The organism is Azospirillum lipoferum, from assembly GCF_024170005.1.
Taxonomy (GTDB): Bacteria; Pseudomonadota; Alphaproteobacteria; order Azospirillales; family Azospirillaceae; genus Azospirillum; species Azospirillum lipoferum.
Genome location: NZ_JALJXJ010000004.1, coordinates 385,971 through 401,661, shown reverse-complemented (window position 1 = coordinate 401,661; position 15,691 = coordinate 385,971). Strand labels below are relative to the sequence as shown.

General features: G+C 67.6%; 17 protein-coding genes. 9 read left to right on the top strand and 8 right to left on the bottom strand.

Features of this window, described 5'->3' with window-relative positions; genetic code table 11:
* Positions 1-15: 15 nt before the first annotated feature.
* Positions 16-903 carry a LysR substrate-binding domain-containing protein gene (locus J2848_RS11975; protein ID WP_149231221.1) on the bottom strand — a complete coding sequence of 296 codons (888 nt, stop codon included), beginning with the start codon at positions 901-903 and terminating at the stop codon, positions 16-18.
* Between the two features lie 128 nt (positions 904-1,031).
* Here J2848_RS11975 and J2848_RS11970 point away from each other — a divergent pair, with 128 nt between their 5' ends.
* Both J2848_RS11970 and J2848_RS11965 read left to right on the top strand, forming a co-directional pair.
* A complete protein-coding gene (locus J2848_RS11970; protein ID WP_149231220.1) occupies positions 1,032-1,784 on the top strand; it encodes a sulfite exporter TauE/SafE family protein in 753 nt (250 codons plus the stop codon).
* Between the two features lie 710 nt (positions 1,785-2,494).
* Complete coding sequence (locus J2848_RS11965; RefSeq protein WP_149231219.1) at positions 2,495-3,901, top strand: replication initiation protein; 1,407 nt, start codon at positions 2,495-2,497, stop codon at positions 3,899-3,901.
* A 102-nt stretch (positions 3,902-4,003) separates the two neighbouring features.
* Here J2848_RS11965 and J2848_RS11960 read toward each other — a convergent pair whose 3' ends face one another.
* Positions 4,004-5,191 carry a trans-sulfuration enzyme family protein gene (locus J2848_RS11960; RefSeq protein WP_149231218.1) on the bottom strand — a complete coding sequence of 396 codons (1,188 nt, stop codon included), beginning with the start codon at positions 5,189-5,191 and terminating at the stop codon, positions 4,004-4,006.
* Positions 5,192-5,296: 105 nt separating this feature from the next.
* Between J2848_RS11960 and J2848_RS11955 the strand changes: the two genes are divergently transcribed.
* On the top strand, positions 5,297-6,178 hold the full coding sequence (locus tag J2848_RS11955; RefSeq protein WP_149231217.1) for a LysR substrate-binding domain-containing protein: 882 nt from the start codon (positions 5,297-5,299) through the stop codon (positions 6,176-6,178).
* A 162-nt stretch (positions 6,179-6,340) separates the two neighbouring features.
* Here J2848_RS11955 and J2848_RS11950 read toward each other — a convergent pair whose 3' ends face one another.
* On the bottom strand, positions 6,341-6,580 hold the full coding sequence (locus J2848_RS11950; RefSeq protein ID WP_246193825.1) for a winged helix-turn-helix transcriptional regulator: 240 nt from the start codon (positions 6,578-6,580) through the stop codon (positions 6,341-6,343).
* A 304-nt stretch (positions 6,581-6,884) separates the two neighbouring features.
* On the opposite strand from J2848_RS11950, the gene J2848_RS11945 reads away from it, so the two are divergent.
* Positions 6,885-7,379, top strand: coding sequence for a hypothetical protein (locus J2848_RS11945; protein WP_149231215.1), 495 nt, complete (start codon positions 6,885-6,887; stop codon positions 7,377-7,379).
* A gap of 257 nt (positions 7,380-7,636) precedes the next feature.
* Positions 7,637-8,338 (top strand): hypothetical protein, encoded by a 702-nt coding sequence (locus J2848_RS11940; protein WP_149231214.1) that lies wholly within the window; start codon positions 7,637-7,639, stop codon positions 8,336-8,338.
* A gap of 97 nt (positions 8,339-8,435) precedes the next feature.
* Here the strand turns inward: J2848_RS11940 and J2848_RS11935 are convergent, their stop codons facing one another.
* The 4 genes from J2848_RS11935 to J2848_RS11920 all read right to left on the bottom strand — a co-directional run bounded on the left by J2848_RS11935 (position 8,436) and on the right by J2848_RS11920 (position 12,564).
* Positions 8,436-9,206, bottom strand: a complete 771-nt coding sequence (locus J2848_RS11935) for a hypothetical protein (protein ID WP_149231213.1) — start codon at positions 9,204-9,206, stop codon at positions 8,436-8,438.
* Between the two features lie 144 nt (positions 9,207-9,350).
* Positions 9,351-9,776 (bottom strand): DUF350 domain-containing protein, encoded by a 426-nt coding sequence (locus J2848_RS11930; RefSeq protein WP_149231212.1) that lies wholly within the window; start codon positions 9,774-9,776, stop codon positions 9,351-9,353.
* A gap of 27 nt (positions 9,777-9,803) precedes the next feature.
* On the bottom strand, positions 9,804-11,666 hold the full coding sequence (locus J2848_RS11925) for a DUF2491 family protein (RefSeq protein WP_246193824.1): 1,863 nt from the start codon (positions 11,664-11,666) through the stop codon (positions 9,804-9,806).
* A gap of 115 nt (positions 11,667-11,781) precedes the next feature.
* Complete coding sequence (locus J2848_RS11920) at positions 11,782-12,564, bottom strand: lysophospholipid acyltransferase family protein (RefSeq protein WP_149231210.1); 783 nt, start codon at positions 12,562-12,564, stop codon at positions 11,782-11,784.
* Positions 12,565-12,738: 174 nt separating this feature from the next.
* On the opposite strand from J2848_RS11920, the gene ftsE reads away from it, so the two are divergent.
* The 4 genes from ftsE to hemP all read left to right on the top strand — a co-directional run bounded on the left by ftsE (position 12,739) and on the right by hemP (position 15,322).
* The gene (gene ftsE, locus J2848_RS11915) at positions 12,739-13,476 is read left to right on the top strand and encodes a cell division ATP-binding protein FtsE (protein WP_149231209.1); all 738 of its coding nucleotides are present in this window, start codon (positions 12,739-12,741) and stop codon (positions 13,474-13,476) included.
* Positions 13,477-13,480: 4 nt separating this feature from the next.
* Complete coding sequence (locus tag J2848_RS11910; RefSeq protein ID WP_149231208.1) at positions 13,481-14,374, top strand: cell division protein FtsX; 894 nt, start codon at positions 13,481-13,483, stop codon at positions 14,372-14,374.
* Between the two features lie 40 nt (positions 14,375-14,414).
* Positions 14,415-15,020, top strand: a complete 606-nt coding sequence (locus tag J2848_RS11905; protein WP_246193823.1) for a YdcF family protein — start codon at positions 14,415-14,417, stop codon at positions 15,018-15,020.
* A 137-nt stretch (positions 15,021-15,157) separates the two neighbouring features.
* Positions 15,158-15,322, top strand: a complete 165-nt coding sequence (gene hemP / locus J2848_RS11900) for a hemin uptake protein HemP (RefSeq protein ID WP_149231206.1) — start codon at positions 15,158-15,160, stop codon at positions 15,320-15,322.
* Positions 15,323-15,415: 93 nt separating this feature from the next.
* Here the strand turns inward: hemP and J2848_RS11895 are convergent, their stop codons facing one another.
* Positions 15,416-15,616 (bottom strand): heavy-metal-associated domain-containing protein, encoded by a 201-nt coding sequence (locus J2848_RS11895; protein ID WP_149231205.1) that lies wholly within the window; start codon positions 15,614-15,616, stop codon positions 15,416-15,418.
* Between the last annotated feature and the right edge of the window lie 75 nt (positions 15,617-15,691).

The window sequence follows — 15,691 nt, the reverse complement described above, 5'->3', positions numbered from 1 at the left end:
CGGCCATGCGCCGCCTCATTCCATCTCCGCGCACAGCGCATAGAGCCAGTCGCGGAATGGCCCGAAGCCGGCATCCTCGCGGCGGGAGGCGCGATAGACCAGATACCAGGAATGGACCATCGGCACCGCCAGTTCGAAGGGCGCGGCGAGGCGCCCGGCGGCGATGTCGTCCACACTGTAGAGCCGCGGCGCCAGCGCCACCCCGACGCCGTCGATGGCCGCCTGCAAGGTCATGGCATAGCTGCCGAAGGACAGTCCTTTCGATCCCGGGTCCGCTCTCGAATCCGCCACCCCGGCGGCGGCCAGCCAGCGCGGCCAGTCCTCCCCCCAATGGGAAACGTACAGCAGCGTGGCGCCGGCCAGATCCGCCGGCTTGCGCAGGTCAGCCGCCAGCCGCGGCGCGCAGACCGGTTGCAGGCTGGAGGAGAACAGCCGTTCCGCCTCATAGCCGGGCCACTGGCCATCGCCGAGCAGCACGGCGCAGGTCCAGTCGTCGTTCATCGGCGCTCCGGCCCCGCCGGTGGCGATCCGCACCTCGATCTCCGGATGAGCGATGTGGAAGCTGGACAGGCGCGGGATCAGCCAGCGCACCGCCACCGTCGCCCCCATCCCCACCGTCAGCACTGGCCCGGCCCGCATCGCCGACACCTGCTCGACCCGCCGGGCGATGCCGTCGAACGCCTCGGTCAGCGCCGGCTGGAGCGCCCGGCCGCGCTCGGTCAGCAGCAGCGCATTGGCCCGCCGGTCGAACAGGGCGAAGCCCAGCCGTTCCTCCAGCAGCTTCACCATCCGGCTGATCGCCGCCTGGGAGACATGCAGTTCCGTCGCCGCCGCGGTGAAGCTGCCATGGCGGGCGGCAGCCTCGAAGGCGCGCAGACCGTTCAGCGAGGGCAGGCGGCGCATGGTCCCATCCTTACGTGACCCCAACTTTACCCCAACTTTTCCTGGGGCTGAGCATCGAACAATGCCGTTTGCGGCGCAACCGCGCGCGTGCGAGTTTCTTCGCATCCTCTCTGACATTCGGGCGATTCATGCTGACGCTTCCGCTGATGGTGGGGCTTGGCCTCACCGTTCTCGTGACCTCGTTTCTGTCGGGCCTGTTCGGCATGGCCGGCGGCATGGTGCTGATGGGCCTGCTGCTGATCCTGCTGCCGGTGCCGTCGGCGATGCTGCTGCATGGCGTGACGCAGTTCGCCTCCAATGGCTGGCGGGCGTGGCTGTGGCGGCGCCATGTCGTCTGGCCGGTCATCCTGCGATTCGCGCTGGGCGGCTCCGCGGCCGGCCTGCTGTTCGCCCTGGTCGGCGCCGTACCGGACCGCGCGGTGTCGCTGCTGATTCTGGGACTGTCGCCTTTCCTGGCGCTGGCGGTGCCCGCCCGCTGGGCGCTGAACGCGCAGAAGCCGCTGCACGGCGTGCTGGGCGGCTTCCTGTGCATGGGCGTCCAGCTGGTCGCCGGCATCTCCGGCCCCCTGCTTGACACCTTCTTCATCCGCAGCGCCATGACCCGGCAGAGCGTGGTCGCCACCAAGGCCGCCATCCAGTCGGTCGGCCATCTGGTGAAGATCGCTTACTTCGCCCCGCTGGTGGCCGGCGGCGCCGACGAGACCGTGGAGTGGACGGTGATCCTGATGTCGATCGCCATGGCCCTGTTCGGCACGAATCTCTCCCGCCGCGTCCTCGACCGCATGAGCGACGCCCAGTTCCGCCTGTGGAGCCGCTATCTGGTGATGGGAACCGCCAGCGTCTATCTCGGCCAGGGCCTGTTCCTGCTGGCGGTACACTGAAAATATAATATCAAATCAACTGTTTAGCCTGTTTCTTCTTTCCATCCTTACTCCCTGGGGGCCGGATCCCGCCCCGATGCGGACGACAAGCCCGCTCCCCGATCCTTACGGCTTGGGGGCGGGCTTCCTTACATCCTGGGGGCCGGTAAGCCCTTGTGACTCCTTACTTGACCCTGGAAGCGACCCCGTCGCTCCGCTCAATCACCCGATCCTTACCTCCTGGGGGCCTGGATCCGGCTTCGGGTGCCCCCAAGCCGTAAGGATGGCGCTTGCCCACAGAGCCCTGGACAGCAAAAATGCCGGAACGCCCCCAGGGAGTAAGGATAGAGCCCATCCCATAAAGCCGTTTTCCCGAATCGAGTCGCACTGATTCCGGTCGTGTAAGGATGTCGGAAGGCACCTTCGGCCGAGATTCGCACTTCGGAAGCCCTGGCAGATCCGGCACTTAGCCTGCGTTTGCGACTCCCTTTCCCTTTTAAGAGGATTCGTCGGCGTGAAACCCCAGGGGAGTCCGCGAGTCGCAGCGAATCTTCCTTACAGCCTGGGGGAAACAGCCTTACCGGGCGGGGGCGAGTCGCACACCCCCCGGGGCGTAAGGGATCCGCCCCCGGGATGTAAGGATGAAAAGGATTCCGCGGCGCGACCCTTTCCTTACTTGTTTTTCGGGTAAGGATTGATTTAGCCTCCCTCGATTTCGGCGGAGGAATGTGATGGCGGGGACGGGGCGCAGGAAGGCGCGCGGTGCGGTGACGGAGGAGTCCGTCCCGTCGGACGCAGCTGCGCCCACCAAGGCCGCCCCTGAATCCGGGAAAGCCGAATCGGCAAAGGCCGGATCCGGCCTCGTCGTCCTGGGGCCGGAGGATCTGGCCGGCGGTGCGGTGATCGACGGCGACGGCGCGGCATCCACCCTGCCGTCGGTCGCTGCCGACAGCGCGGCACCGGTCGCCGGCCTGACCGCCCGCGTCGCCAGCGCCACCTTCGAGCGCGACGGCTACAAGCATCTGATCAAGGCGGCGGAGGCGGTCTACAGCTATCCCGCCAACGGCACGCGCCTGTCGCTGCCGGCGCAGAAGATGCTGAACTTCATGATCCATCTGGCCGGCAGCCAGAATTTCGCCAACAAGCTCTACCGCCTGCCCAAGCGGGTGGTGCGCGGCAACCACAAGGGCAACGAGCGCATCTTCGACGCGCTGAAGGAAATCTTCGATTCCAGCCTGGTTGTCATCGGCCCCTTCCGCGGCCGCCGGTCGCGCGCCGAACTGCGCATCCTCTCCAGCTATGTCCGGCCGGAGGAGGAGGAGGACAGCGACGCCGCCGACATCCATTTCCAGTTCACCGACGCCTTCCTGGAAATCCAGCGCTCGTCGCAGCTGTGGGCCAAGCTGTCCGGTCCGGCGATGGTCAAGGTCACCAGCACCTACGCGCTGAAGCTCTACGAGATCGGCATGCAGCGCTACCAGATGGACTATCCGTCGCTGGAGCTGGACATCGACACGCTGCGCAAGCTGATGAATGTGCCGGAGGGCGCCTACAAGGATTTCGGCATCCTGCGCACCCGCACCATCGACCGCGCCATCGCCGAGGTGAACCAGCTCGCCCCCTTCCGCGTCAGCATGCCGGAAGACAGGATGAAGCGGAAAGGCCGCAAGATCGAGGCGGTGACCCTCGAATTCCTCGCCAAGGACGAGGAGGAGGCGGCCGAGACCTATCTGGAGCGCGAACGCCACAGCGCCGGCCGCCGCGCGCGCCGCATCGGCAAGGTCGACACCGTGGCTCCCGCCGACCCGGTGGAGGCCGGCCTCGCCGATCTCGGCCCGCTGCCCGACGCCGACGACGTGACCGCCCTGTGGGCCGCCGTCCTGCACGCCCTGAAGGGCAAGGTCCCCGCCCCGCTGCTGGCCGAACTGGAGCCGGACCGGGTGGAGGAAGCCCCCCAGGGCGGCCGCCGCCTCGTGCTGAAGGCGAAGAACGCCGCCGTCGCCGACACCGCCCGCATGAACCACTGGCCGAGCCTGAAGTCGGCCCTGTCCTCGCTGACCGGCGGGATGATCGAGGACGTCGCCTTCGAGGTGGCGGCCCGCAAGGCGAAGGCGAAGGTGGCCTCCCCCGAGACGTAAGGATGGGGCGCCTTTAGGGGCTGCATTGCTCATTAGGGCGGTCCCGTTTCCGAGCCCCCGTTTCCGAGCCGATCAACACCCGCATGTTTGCGTCCGCCGCCGTCAGGCGGTTGGCGCCTTGGCCGTCCGTGCGGCGATGTCGTCGAGAAAGGCGGTGAGATCGTCCTGAAGGTCGGACGGATCCTCCAGCCCGACGCTGATGCGCAGGATCAGGTCCTCACCGGTCCAGGGGCGGGCGGTGCGGTTGCGTTTGACCGGCATCGGCGCCATCAGGCTGCGGGTTCCGCCCCAGGAGGCGCCGATGGCGAAGGTGCGCAACACGTCGAGGGCATGCTGGACATGCGGCGTCGCCGCGGGCGTGAACACGACGCTGAAGACGCCGCTGGCCCCGAGGAAGTCGCGCTTCCACACCGCATGGCCGGGAGAGCCGGGGAGTGCCGGATACAGAACCTGCTCCACCAGCGGATGGCCAGCCAGCCGTTCGGCCAGCATCATCGTCCCCTCGGACGCCTGCCGCATCCGCACGCCCAGCGTCTCCATTCCCCGCAGCACCAGCGAGGCATCATCGGGTGAAACACCGATCCCGTAGCGGCCGAGAGCGCTGCGGACCGGCGTGATCAGGGCCTCGTTCCGCACGGTGAGGGACCCCATCAGCAGATCGGAATGGCCGCTGATGTATTTCGTCAGCGCTTCGGTAACCAGATCGGCACCATGGTCGAGAGGCTTGAAGTTCAGCGGGGTGGCCCAGCTGTTGTCGCAGCTGACCAGGGCGCCATGGCGATGCGCCACCGCCGCGATGGCCGGCAGGTCCTGGACCTCCATGGTGGTGGAGCCGGGAGATTCGCACCAGACGACCTTGGTGCGTCCGTCGATCCGCCGTTCCAGGTCAGCGACGTCGGTCGGGTCGTAATAGTCGACCTCGATGCCGAATTTGACCAGATCGTGATTGGCGAAGTCGCGCATCGGTGGATAGGAGGTATCGGCGATCAACATCCTGTCGCCGGCTTGCAGGAAGGGCAGCACGGCAAAGCTGTTGGCTGCCTGCCCTGACGGCAGAAGGAAAGTCCAGGCGCCGTTTTCAAGCGCCGTCAGCTTGGCTTCCAGCGTCCGGGTTGTTGGAGTGCCGTAAAGGCCGTAGGTATAGCCGGCGTGCCCGCGTTCGCCGCGTTTCGCGTAATCTTCGGCATTGGCGAATAGGATTGTCGATCCACGATGGACGGGCACGCTGAGGCTATCGAACCCTTCGGTGGCAACCGAAGGATTCACCACGCATTGGGTGAGATCTTTCATGGGAGGCGTCCTTTGTCTGACGCCCCCGATTTGATGCCACCAGCCCTATTTCGTCCAATATTGATTTCTGGCTAGTTTATTCTCTCAGGTTATAGGGAGACCACCATGAATCTGCGGCAGGTCGAGGTGTTCCATGCAGTCATGACCAACGGCACCGCGTCACGCGCGGCCGAGGTGCTGCGCATTTCGCAACCCGCCGTCAGCAAGGCAATCCAGGAGCTGGAACGGGAAATCGGCTTTTCGCTGTTCCATCGCGCCAAAGGGCGGATGCTCCCGACGGAGGAGGCGCGGCTGTTCTTCCAGGAAGTGGCCTCGTCCTTTGCGGGCTTGATTCATCTGCGCGCTGCCGCTGCCCGCATCCGTGACTTCGGCTCAGGCGAAATCCGGGTCGCGTGCCACTCGGCAGTCAGCACCACCATCCTGCCGAAAGCATTGCGTGCCTTCCAATTGCGGCATCCCGACGTGTCGATCACAGTGCAGGCGCGCATGTCGTCCGTGGTGAAGGATCTGATCGCCTCCGGCCAGTTCGACGTCGGGCTGGCGGCCGACGAAATTGACGTGACGGGGGTGGATGCGACGCTTTTCATGCGGCAGCGCTTGGTCATCGCCGTCCCAGCCGATCACCCGCTGGCGCAGCGCGAAGTTCTCCACCCCGCCGATCTTCATGGCACGCCATTCATCGCCCTCGCACCCGAGGACACCGCGCGCCGCCGGCTGGATGGGGTGCTGGCCGCCCATGGCGTGATGCCGAAAATCGTGCTGGAGACGCCCTACTCGACGACCATATGTGCGATGGTGCAGGCCGGCATCGGGTGCGGTCTGGTCAGTCCACTGACTGCCGAACCCTATCTCGGTCGAGGCCTGGTCGCCTGCGCGTTCGAGCCGGAAATTCGATCACGCACCCTGCTCCTTCTGCCACCGAACCGTCGTCCATCCCGCATCGTCGCCGACTGCATCGCGGAGTTGACGGCATTTTCAACGGATTGAGGTCTTTCCTCTCGGGAGGGGCCGAACGGCTGCGAACACCCATTGTCGAATGACCGGACTGGCATTGTGCCGGCTTGCTGGCGTGCGGCGGCAGCGTCCTCCCTGTGGGGTTCCGGGAGCTAGGGAGCCGACGTAGGGACGTCTGGAGCCCCAAGCCACCGGCTAGGGCGCTTCGCCAAGGTGGTTTCTGTCAAACGCCTCCCTTGCCGTCCGAAAGCTGTCTGCGTTCTCGACGATCCACGTCCAAAGAGGAACCATCTGGACAAGCAGCTCCAGGCCGGAGTCGGACAGCCGATACTCGACATGCGGCGGCACCTCCGCTAAGTCGTGGCGGATCACCAATCCGTCACGTTCCAATTGGCGCAGGGTGCGCGTCAGCATCCGTTGAGTGACACCATGCATGCGCCGGCTGATTTCCGCATGACGCAGTTGACCACGGCGATCTTCGACCAATACATCAAGCCGATTCTGTCGCTGCTCCCTTCCCAGGAGAGCCGGCTGTAACCACATTCTCATCAAAAGCGGGGGATTGGCCCTCGCCCCAACCGGCACAGCCACACCGGAAGGGAGGTGAGCGCCATACCCGCTCCGGACTACAAGCCCGTCTTCCCGGACGACGGCTCCATATAGCGTCCCCCCGGCGCCCTCAAGGGCGCCGGGGGGGCCACCGCGACGCCCAACCACCCCCTCCCATCCCGAGACCGCCATGCCCGTTCCCCCCGCCAAGCGGCCGACCCTCGATGACATTCAAGCACTCCAGATGCGCCCACCACATGTGTGGTTCGCCGAGGTGACCGAGCCGCTGGTCGATGAGTTCGCCCGCGATCTCGACACCTTGCACCGTGCAGTAAGCGCTGTTCGCGAGGTCTTCCACTTTCACGAACGGCTGTGGTGGTACTGGGATTCCACGGACAAGAAGCGTGTACATGACACACCCAACGCCGCAGAATTCCTCAAAGAGCTGAAGAAGCGGTCTAATGCCTTCCGTGCATTGGATGCCGCCGCCAACGCCACCAAGCATCACGTTCGCGATCACCAGAAGTATCACCGGGGCTGTGTGCAGATAGTTGGTTACCCTGATCCTGACTTCCCGCATGTCGTTGCCACCGCCACACAGGTCCACAGGACCATTGGCGATGGCGGCCCCAACACCCTGGCCACCATTCAGGAAGCCATGACGGTCTACCGCACCTACTTGTAAGGCGGCGGAACGGCCCGGTTCGCAAAGGAAACGCCGGCCCTTATGACAAACCGGCATTACAGGGCGTAGAAGCACATGTTCTGACCGTGTGTTTACATCCCGGACAATCTAAGCACTTCCGTGCCGTCACCCCATATCCAGGCAGGGCAACGGCATCAAGCCATTGATCCCCACGGGTTTTGCACAAAATCCCTATAAAGTGATAAAATTCCTATATCCTCTCCGCACCCCGTCCCATCCCCTTGCGGAGCCACGCCATGCCCCTCGACAGCCGTACCTTCCAGAACGACTACTTCCCCCTCTGGGCCGAAGAGCCGCCGGTGCCGTCGGAAGGCTCGCTGGTCCCCGGATCGCAGTTCCATGAGGAGCAGTGGATCATGGCCGCCGGCATGCTGGCGCGCGGCAGCAGCTTCCTCTATGTCGCCCGCGCCATGGGATGCAGCCGCACCACCCTGTGGCGCGCCTATTACGGCTCGAAGGATTTTCGTCACAGGGTCTGGTGGGAAAGGCAGGCGCTGAACCGCGAGGCCGACCTGCGCCTGTCCTCTCTGCGCAGTCTGGTCGTCGAACAGATCGAACGGCTGGTCTCCTCCGGCGATCCGTCGACCGTGCGCTGGCTGGCCGAACGGCTCGGCCTTCTCGACGGGCTAGGCGTTCACCCGGCTCAACGACCGGCGCAACAGCCGCAAACCCGGCAGCCGGCCGACTCCGTTTCTCCGCAGCCGTCGGAAGACCCGTCCGCCGAAGTCGTCCCAGAACTCGACGATGACAGCATCCCCGGCGCCTTCCGCGAACGCACCCCGCCCAACCCGCGCGCCGTCGCCGCCATCCTCGCCCGCCCGGAAGCGACGGGGCCGAAGGGTGTTTACCCCTTTACCTTCAACCCCGACGATCCCTATCCCAATCTCGGCTCGGCGCTGGAACGGCAGGGCGGGAAGGGCGCCTTCGGCAAGCGGTAAGGCAGAATGGAACAGCCGCCGGAAACTGTTCCACGCTGTTCCATCCCCCCAGGAGGTAAGGATCGGCGGAGTCCTCCCCCGCCGATCCCCCCAACACTCAGCCCTGCTTGGCCTTCAGCGCCGCCAGACGGTCGGACAGGCTGGTCGGCGCCGTCTTGCCCGACGCGGCGGCCAGCGCCGCGGCGATGTTGGGGTCTTCCTTTTCCGGGGCCGACGGGCGCAGCAGCTTGGCCTTGGCGTTGGCGGCCTCCGCCGCGGCCAGATCCTTGGCGGCCGTGTCCTGCATCGCCTTCAGCGCGACGGTCAGGCCGCTGGTGGCCCCGGCAAGGCCGGCGGCCTGACGGGCGGCTTCGGCCTGACGCTCCGCCATGGCGCGCTGCTGGTCGGCGCGGCCCATGTCGCGCTGGGCGCGGGTCAGCTCGGCGCGGGCGGCCTTCAGCTTGGCGCCGGCGTCGGCATAGTTCTTCTCCAGCATCTCCAGGAACTCGCGCGCCTCGACCGCATCGCGGACCTCGCGCTCGATCTCGGGGGCCATCTCCTCCAGCATGGCGACGATGGTCTCCAGGCTCTTTTCCAGGCCGGCCTTGCGGGCCGGGTCGGTCTCGGCGTCGATCTGGCGCTGGAGATGCTCGGCGGCGGCCATGCGCTGGGCCGACAGGGCCTTGATCTCGTCGGCCTCGCGCTGTTCGCGGTCATGGATGGCGCGGGCTTCCGCCACCTGCCGGCCCAGCCCGTCGAGATGCTGCTCCATGGTCCGCAGCTCCGCCTCGGTCGCGGACTTCGGATCCCAGCGGACCAGCGCCTCCATGGCGCCCTGGACGGCCTGGTCGGTCTTGACACCCATAAGGTTGCGGATGAAGGCAAGCATGGCTGATTCCTGTCGAAGGAGGGTTGTTGGAGGCGCCCCGACCCGAAAGACCGCGGACGCTTCGCCTGCACAGATGGGGTGGGGGCGATCCGGGAACCAGACCCCTCCATCCTTACCTCTTGGGGGCGACTTGTCCGGCCCCCGTTATCCCGCCATGGCGGCGGCGTTGATCACCGCCACCCCCAGCTGGACGCCGACCAGCGCCGTGGCCGACGCGACGTTGCCCGATTCGATCTGGCCGCGCAGGTCGCGGATCAGCAGGGTCGCCACGGCGAAGGCGACCAGCTGGAGGATCAGCGCCACCACACCCCACAACAGGATATCCAGCACAAAGGTGCTGGTCGCCAGCGTCGCCGCCAGCGGAATGGCGAGCGCCACGATGGATCCCGCCAGCGTCAGGCCGCCGGCGGCATTGCCTTCCGCCACCAGCCGGCGCTCGTCGAAGGGGGTGATGCGGGTGTAGACGGCGACGCCGACCGCCAGCAGCGCCAGCGTGACGGCGAGCTGGACCAGCAGCACCGGAAGGCCGGTGCCGAGCGCGGTCAGGATGGAACCGAAGGTGCTTTCCATGGGGCCGGCACTCTTGTCGTGTGGAGGTTAGGACAGGGAGAGGGAGGCGGGATTGACGTCGATGCCGGCGGCGATCTCGACCGAGGCGCGGCCGGACCGCTCCACCGCCTCCACCAGGATATATTCGGTGGTGGGTGCCGGCGATGCGGCGCCGGTGGGGGCGCCGTACAGCATCGACTGGCTGGTCACCGTCTCGGTCCCGCGCAGGGTCTGGCGCGTCTCGCTGAGGGTGAAGGGCTGGATGCGGCTGGCGCCCGGCTGCCAGACGCGGGGATAGAGCTTGCCGTCCTTGGTCTGGAACTCCGGCCAGCCGATCATCCCCTCGGCATCGTCCAGCCAGAAGCCCCACTCGCCCTCGTCGGCCGGGGTGACGCTGTCGATCGGGGTGAAGTAGCGGCACTCGTCCGGCTGCCCGTCCGGGCCGAGATGGATCTGGAAGAAGCCGCCCCCCGGCAGATGCAGGCGGTAGACGGTGGCCGGGCCGGAGGTGACGGTGCCGACCGCCTCGATCGACACCAGCCGGTCGGTGCCGGTGTCCGGCGCCTTGACCTTGGTGGCGCTCTCCGCCAGCAGGAAGGGGGTGGGGTCGATGGTGACGGTCATGCCCAGCCGGAACAGCGACGGGCTGTAGGCCTTGCCGCTGAGCTTCTGGTTCACGTAATTGCCGAGCGTTCCGAACAGGGGCACGTCCGATCCCTCCTTAGCAACGGGGCCGTTGGCTGTCGGCCCGGATTTGGCTGGCGCATCCATCCGGCGCCGCGCCCGCCACAGCAGGAACAGCACCGCCGCTCCCAGCAGCAGCAGGCCCCACCACCAGAAGCCGTGCCCCGACCCGCGGGAAGCCTGCGCGGCGTTGGCGCTGTCGACCGAACTGGCCGAGTCGGCGCGGGCCAGCTCCGCCGGCACGTCGGGCGGCAGCTGCCCGGCCTGACGCGGGGCGCCCGACTGGGAAGCCATCGACTGGTCGAGCTGGTCCAGCTTGCCGCGCAGCTCCGCATTGTCGCGGGCCAGCCGGTCGGCCTCCTGCCGCCACTCGCGATAGCCGGGGTCGTCGGCGTTGTTGTGGAAGAAGGCGGCATGGCCCGGCCGCGTCAGCGTGTCGAGCATGAACCACAGGAACAGCCCGTCCCAGATGCCGAAGCGGCGCGGGGCGCTGTAGCTGTAGGGCGGCGGGCTCCAGCCGTAGCCGCCATAGGGGTTGGCCGGTGCCGGCCGCGTCGACGGCGTGCGGTAGGACGAGCCGCCCCAGCCCCAGCTCCAGCCGGAACCGCTCGAACTGCTGGACCCGCCGGTGCCGCCCTGGGTGGAGGCGGTGGGCGGCGGCGCGCCGGGCTGGGCCGGCGGGGTGCGGTCGGCCTCCTGCTTGGTGCGGTAGCGGTTCAGCGCGTCGGCCGAGCCCTGCTGGCTGAAGGCCTTGTCACCGGCCGACGCCGGTGGTGCGGCGACCGACGGGGCGCTGTTGCCCGGCCGGGCATAGCCGCCGCTCGAACTCGAAGACCCGCCGGAGAACCAGCCGCCGCTTCCGGTCGATGACGATCCTGTGGACGGCGTGCGCGAGGTGGAGGGGCGGGAGTATCCGCCACTGCTGCCCCCGCTGCTGCTGCCGACGGACGGGGTGCGCGACGGCCGCGAATAGCCGCCCGACGACCGGCTGCTGGACCCGGCGCGGGCCTCGGCTTCCTGCGGCGTCAGCGTGATGGCCGCTGCCGCCGTGGATGCGATTGCGGCGATGGCGAGCGGGGCGGGTGCCGCGGGAGCGGTCAGGACGGTGCCGACGGGGACCGCCAGCGGCTGCACCGTCATCAGAAGGGCGACGGCTGCGGCGCGCCATCGCTCCGTCCAGCGATCCTGACACCGGGTGGGCCTTCGGGGCTTCGCGGTCTGCGTCATCTTCCTCTCGCACGTCATCGGGAGCCGGTTCAACCGGCCCTTCCGGCGATTGTTGCGCGAGGGTAGGCAGATAAGCGGCTGCGCTCAAGGGACTAAGTCGCGGCCGGCGCTTAATTCAGGAGACGGCGGGCGCCGTCCGCTTGTCTGCCGCCGGTTCCGGCTGCGACGGGCGCAGGGTGGGCGGACCGCCGGCGGCGGTGACGAGGCGGTCGCTGGCCGCCTCCAGCCGCTCCTCCAGGTCGCGCATCGCCTCGGCGCGCGGCTGTCCGGGCAGGATCGGCGGCAGGAACTCCACCACCACCGTGCCGGGACGCTTCAGGAAGCTGTGGCGCGGCCAGTAGAGGCCGGCATTCAGCGCCATCGGCACGATCGGAATGCCGAGGCTTTCATAGAGCACGCCGACGCCGATCCGGTAGGGCCGGTAGGTGCCCGGAGCCACGCGGGTGCCCTGGGGGAAGATCACGATGGGCCGGCCTTCGTCCCGCACCGGGCGGGAGTTGCGGATCAGCGACTTGATCGCCGCCCCGCCGGCTCCGCGGTCGACCGGGATCATCTTCGCCTTGGCGGCGTACCAGCCCCAGATCGGGATCCACATCAGCTCGCGCTTCAGGATGATCGCGGGGTCCTTCACCAGCAGGTGGAGCTTCATCGTCTCCCAAGCCGACTGGTGCTTGGCCGCCAGCAGGAAGGGACCGTCGGGCAGGTTCTCGCGTCCGCGCACCTCGTAGCGGATGCCGACGAGCGTGCGCTCCAGCCAGCCGACGCTGCGCAGATACCATTTCACCACCCCGACCATCTGCGGACGCGGCAGCAGCAGCATCCACAGCAGGGCGAAGCACATCAGCGCGGTCCAGAGGTGGAACGCGATGTTGAAGGCAAGGGACCGGATCCAGATCATGGCCGGCAACTTGTCAGGTCTTCGCCGACTTCTCAAGTATTCCGCGCGGCCGGAGAGAGGACAGGAGGGAGAGGGTGCCGTTTGCGGGGCAGGGTGGACTCCGCCCCCGGCCGGGTGCATTGTCCCCGGCGTGGAGGGGTGGGGTGCTAAGGGTTGGCCAGCCGTGGTGGAACCGTGATCCGTTTCGAGAATGTCGGCCTGCGCTACGGCACCGAGGCGGAGGTGCTGCGGGACATCAGCTTTACCCTTCAGCCGGGCTCCTTCCACTTCCTGACCGGCGCCAGCGGGGCGGGCAAATCGTCGCTGCTGAAGCTGATGTATCTGGCCCACCGGCCCTCGCGCGGGCTGGTCACCCTGTTCGGCCGCGACATGGCGCTGGTGACCCGCCGCGAATTGCCGGAGCTGCGCCGCCAGATCGGCGTGGTGTTCCAGGACTTCGCGCTGCTCGACCATCTGTCGGCGCTGGACAATGTGGCGCTGCCGCTGCGCATGGCCGGCACGCCGGAGACCGACGTGGTCGCCCATTGCAGCGAGATCCTGCGCTGGGTCGGGCTGGGCAACCACCTGCATGCCACGCCCTCGACCCTGTCGGGCGGGCAGAAGCAGCGGGTTGCCATCGCGCGGTCGGTGATCAACCGGCCGCGGCTGCTGCTGGCCGACGAGCCGACCGGCAACGTCGACGACGGCATCGGCATGCGGCTGCTTTACCTGTTCGAGGAACTCTACAAGCTGGGGACCACCGTGGTGATCGCCACCCACAACGAGGCGCTGATCCGCCGTTTCGACCATCCGCGCCTGCATCTCGACAATGGCCGGCTGATGGTGCTGCCGGCGCGCGGCCGCGTTCATGAAGCCCGTGCGAAGGACGCGCGGGCCAATGACCCCGGCCCCATCGACTCACGGGGGGAGTAGCGGCATGGCGCTTCGTCCCATGCGGCCCCGTTCCGACCTGCCGCTGGCGGTCGATCCTTCCTCGCGCTTTCTCGGCTGGATCACCGCGCTGATGGCATTCCTGGCGGCGCTGGCGCTGGCCGGCGCCATGCTGGTGTCGGACATGGCGCAACGCTGGGACAGCGGGCTGGCCGGCGGGCTGACCGTGCAGGTGGCGCCGATGCCGGGCGCCCCCGTCGCGCCGCTGGACGAGCGGGCGGAGGCGGCGCTGACCGTCCTGCGTTCCTTCCCCGGAATCCGTTCGGCCACCCTGCTGGGCGGCGGCGAGATCGCCCGGCTGCTGGAGCCCTGGCTGGGAGCCGGCGCGACGGACCCGCTGCTGCCGATGCCGCGGCTGATCGATGTCGTCGCTGGCGGTCCGGTCGATGTCGCCGCCCTGCGCCTGCGCCTGACCTCCGCCGCACCGGGGGCGACGCTGGACGACCACGCGGTGTGGCTGGCCGATCTGCGCTCCTTCGCTGGGGCGATCCGGCTGGCGGCGCTGGGCGTGGTGGTGTTGATCGGGGCGGCGGCGGTGATGACCGTGGTCTTCGCCGTGCGTACCGGCCTTGCCATCCACCGGCCGGTGGTGGAACTGCTGCACCTGATGGGCGCCACCGACCGCTATGTCTCCCGCCAGTTCGAACGGCATGTGGTGGGCCGGAGCCTGCGCGGCGGCGGGATCGGGCTGCTGCTGGCCGGCGGCACGATGTATGGACTGCACCGTGCCTCCCAGGGACTGCGGGCCAGCCTGCTGCCCGATCTGGCTCTTCAGCCCTGGCAATGGGCGGTCCTGCTGCTGGTGCCGGGAGCGCTGGCCCTGCTGGCGCTGGTCACCGCGCGCTGGACCGTGCTGCGCACGCTGGAGTCCATGCCGTGAGGTCAACTGCGACATGAGCCGGCGGCGGAGCAGCGGAGTGATGGCGCGGGCGATCGCGCATGTGATGACCGGCGTGCTGGTGCTGGCGGCGGTCTGGCTGGCCGGGCTGTTCTGGTATGCGGCCGATGTGCCGCGCTCCTCTCCCGGCGGCGCCGATGCCGAACGGCCGACCGACGCCATCGTCGTGCTGACCGGCGGCAGCCACCGGCTGGGCACCGGGCTGGAACTGCTGGCCGCCGGACGGGCGAAGAAACTGTTCGTCTCCGGCGTCTATGACGGGGTGGATGTGCAGGAACTGCTGAAGCTGTCCCGCCGCTCCCCGACCGAAATGGAATGCTGCATCACGCTGGGCTATTCCGCCGACAGCACCATCGGCAACGCCTATGAGACGGCGGACTGGATGCGCGACCAGGGATTCCGGTCGCTGCGGCTGGTGACCGCCAACTACCACATGCGCCGCAGCCTGCTGGAGCTGTCGATGGCGATGCCGGACGTGGAACTGGTTCCCTATCCCGTCGTCGCCCCCACCGTCCACCTCGACGACTGGTGGATGTGGCCCGGCACCGCCAACCTGCTGATCAACGAGTACAACAAGCTGCTGGTGGTGGGCCTGCGCTGGACGGTCCGCCGCGTGATTCGGGATTGATCCCCGCAGGTAGGGCGGCAACCCAAAAAGCGAATGAGAATGACTTGCAATTAGCCGCGAGCTAGAGTAGGGTCCTGCTCAGGGTTCACGCCCGGACATCGCCGACCGCAACGTCCGTTCAGCAAGAAAGACACGCCATGCACGACAGCGCCGTCTCCGCTCCCGCCTCCTTCGCCGCATCCCTGCCGGTGGTCGAATCCGGCCGCCTGATGTCGGGCAGCCGCGAGATCGTGATCCAGCACGCCGGGCAGAGCTACCGCCTGCGTGTGACCCGCGCCAACAAGCTGATTTTGACCAAATAAAAGACCTTTAAAGAACCTTCCGGGAAAAACGCCGCCGAGAATGGGCGCCGGCCACTCTGGTCCGGTGCCCATTTTCTTTTTTGTGATGACGTTTTACGCCCGGCCTTGTACCTCATAGCCGGCATCCTCGATGGCTTGGCGGATGACGGATTCGTCGGCGCTGCCTTCGATGGCGACCTGACCGGCCTTCAAGTCGACCAGGGCGCGTTCCACGGCGGGAAGCGCCTCCACGGCCTTGGTCACGGTCTGGGCACAATGGCCGCAGGTCATCCCAGAAACCTTCAACGTCAGCATGGGTCTTCTCCTCTGGCGGTGCGGTTGTGGACGTGATTGCGAAAGGCTGCGCCTTCCAGCCGCTGGAAGGTCAAG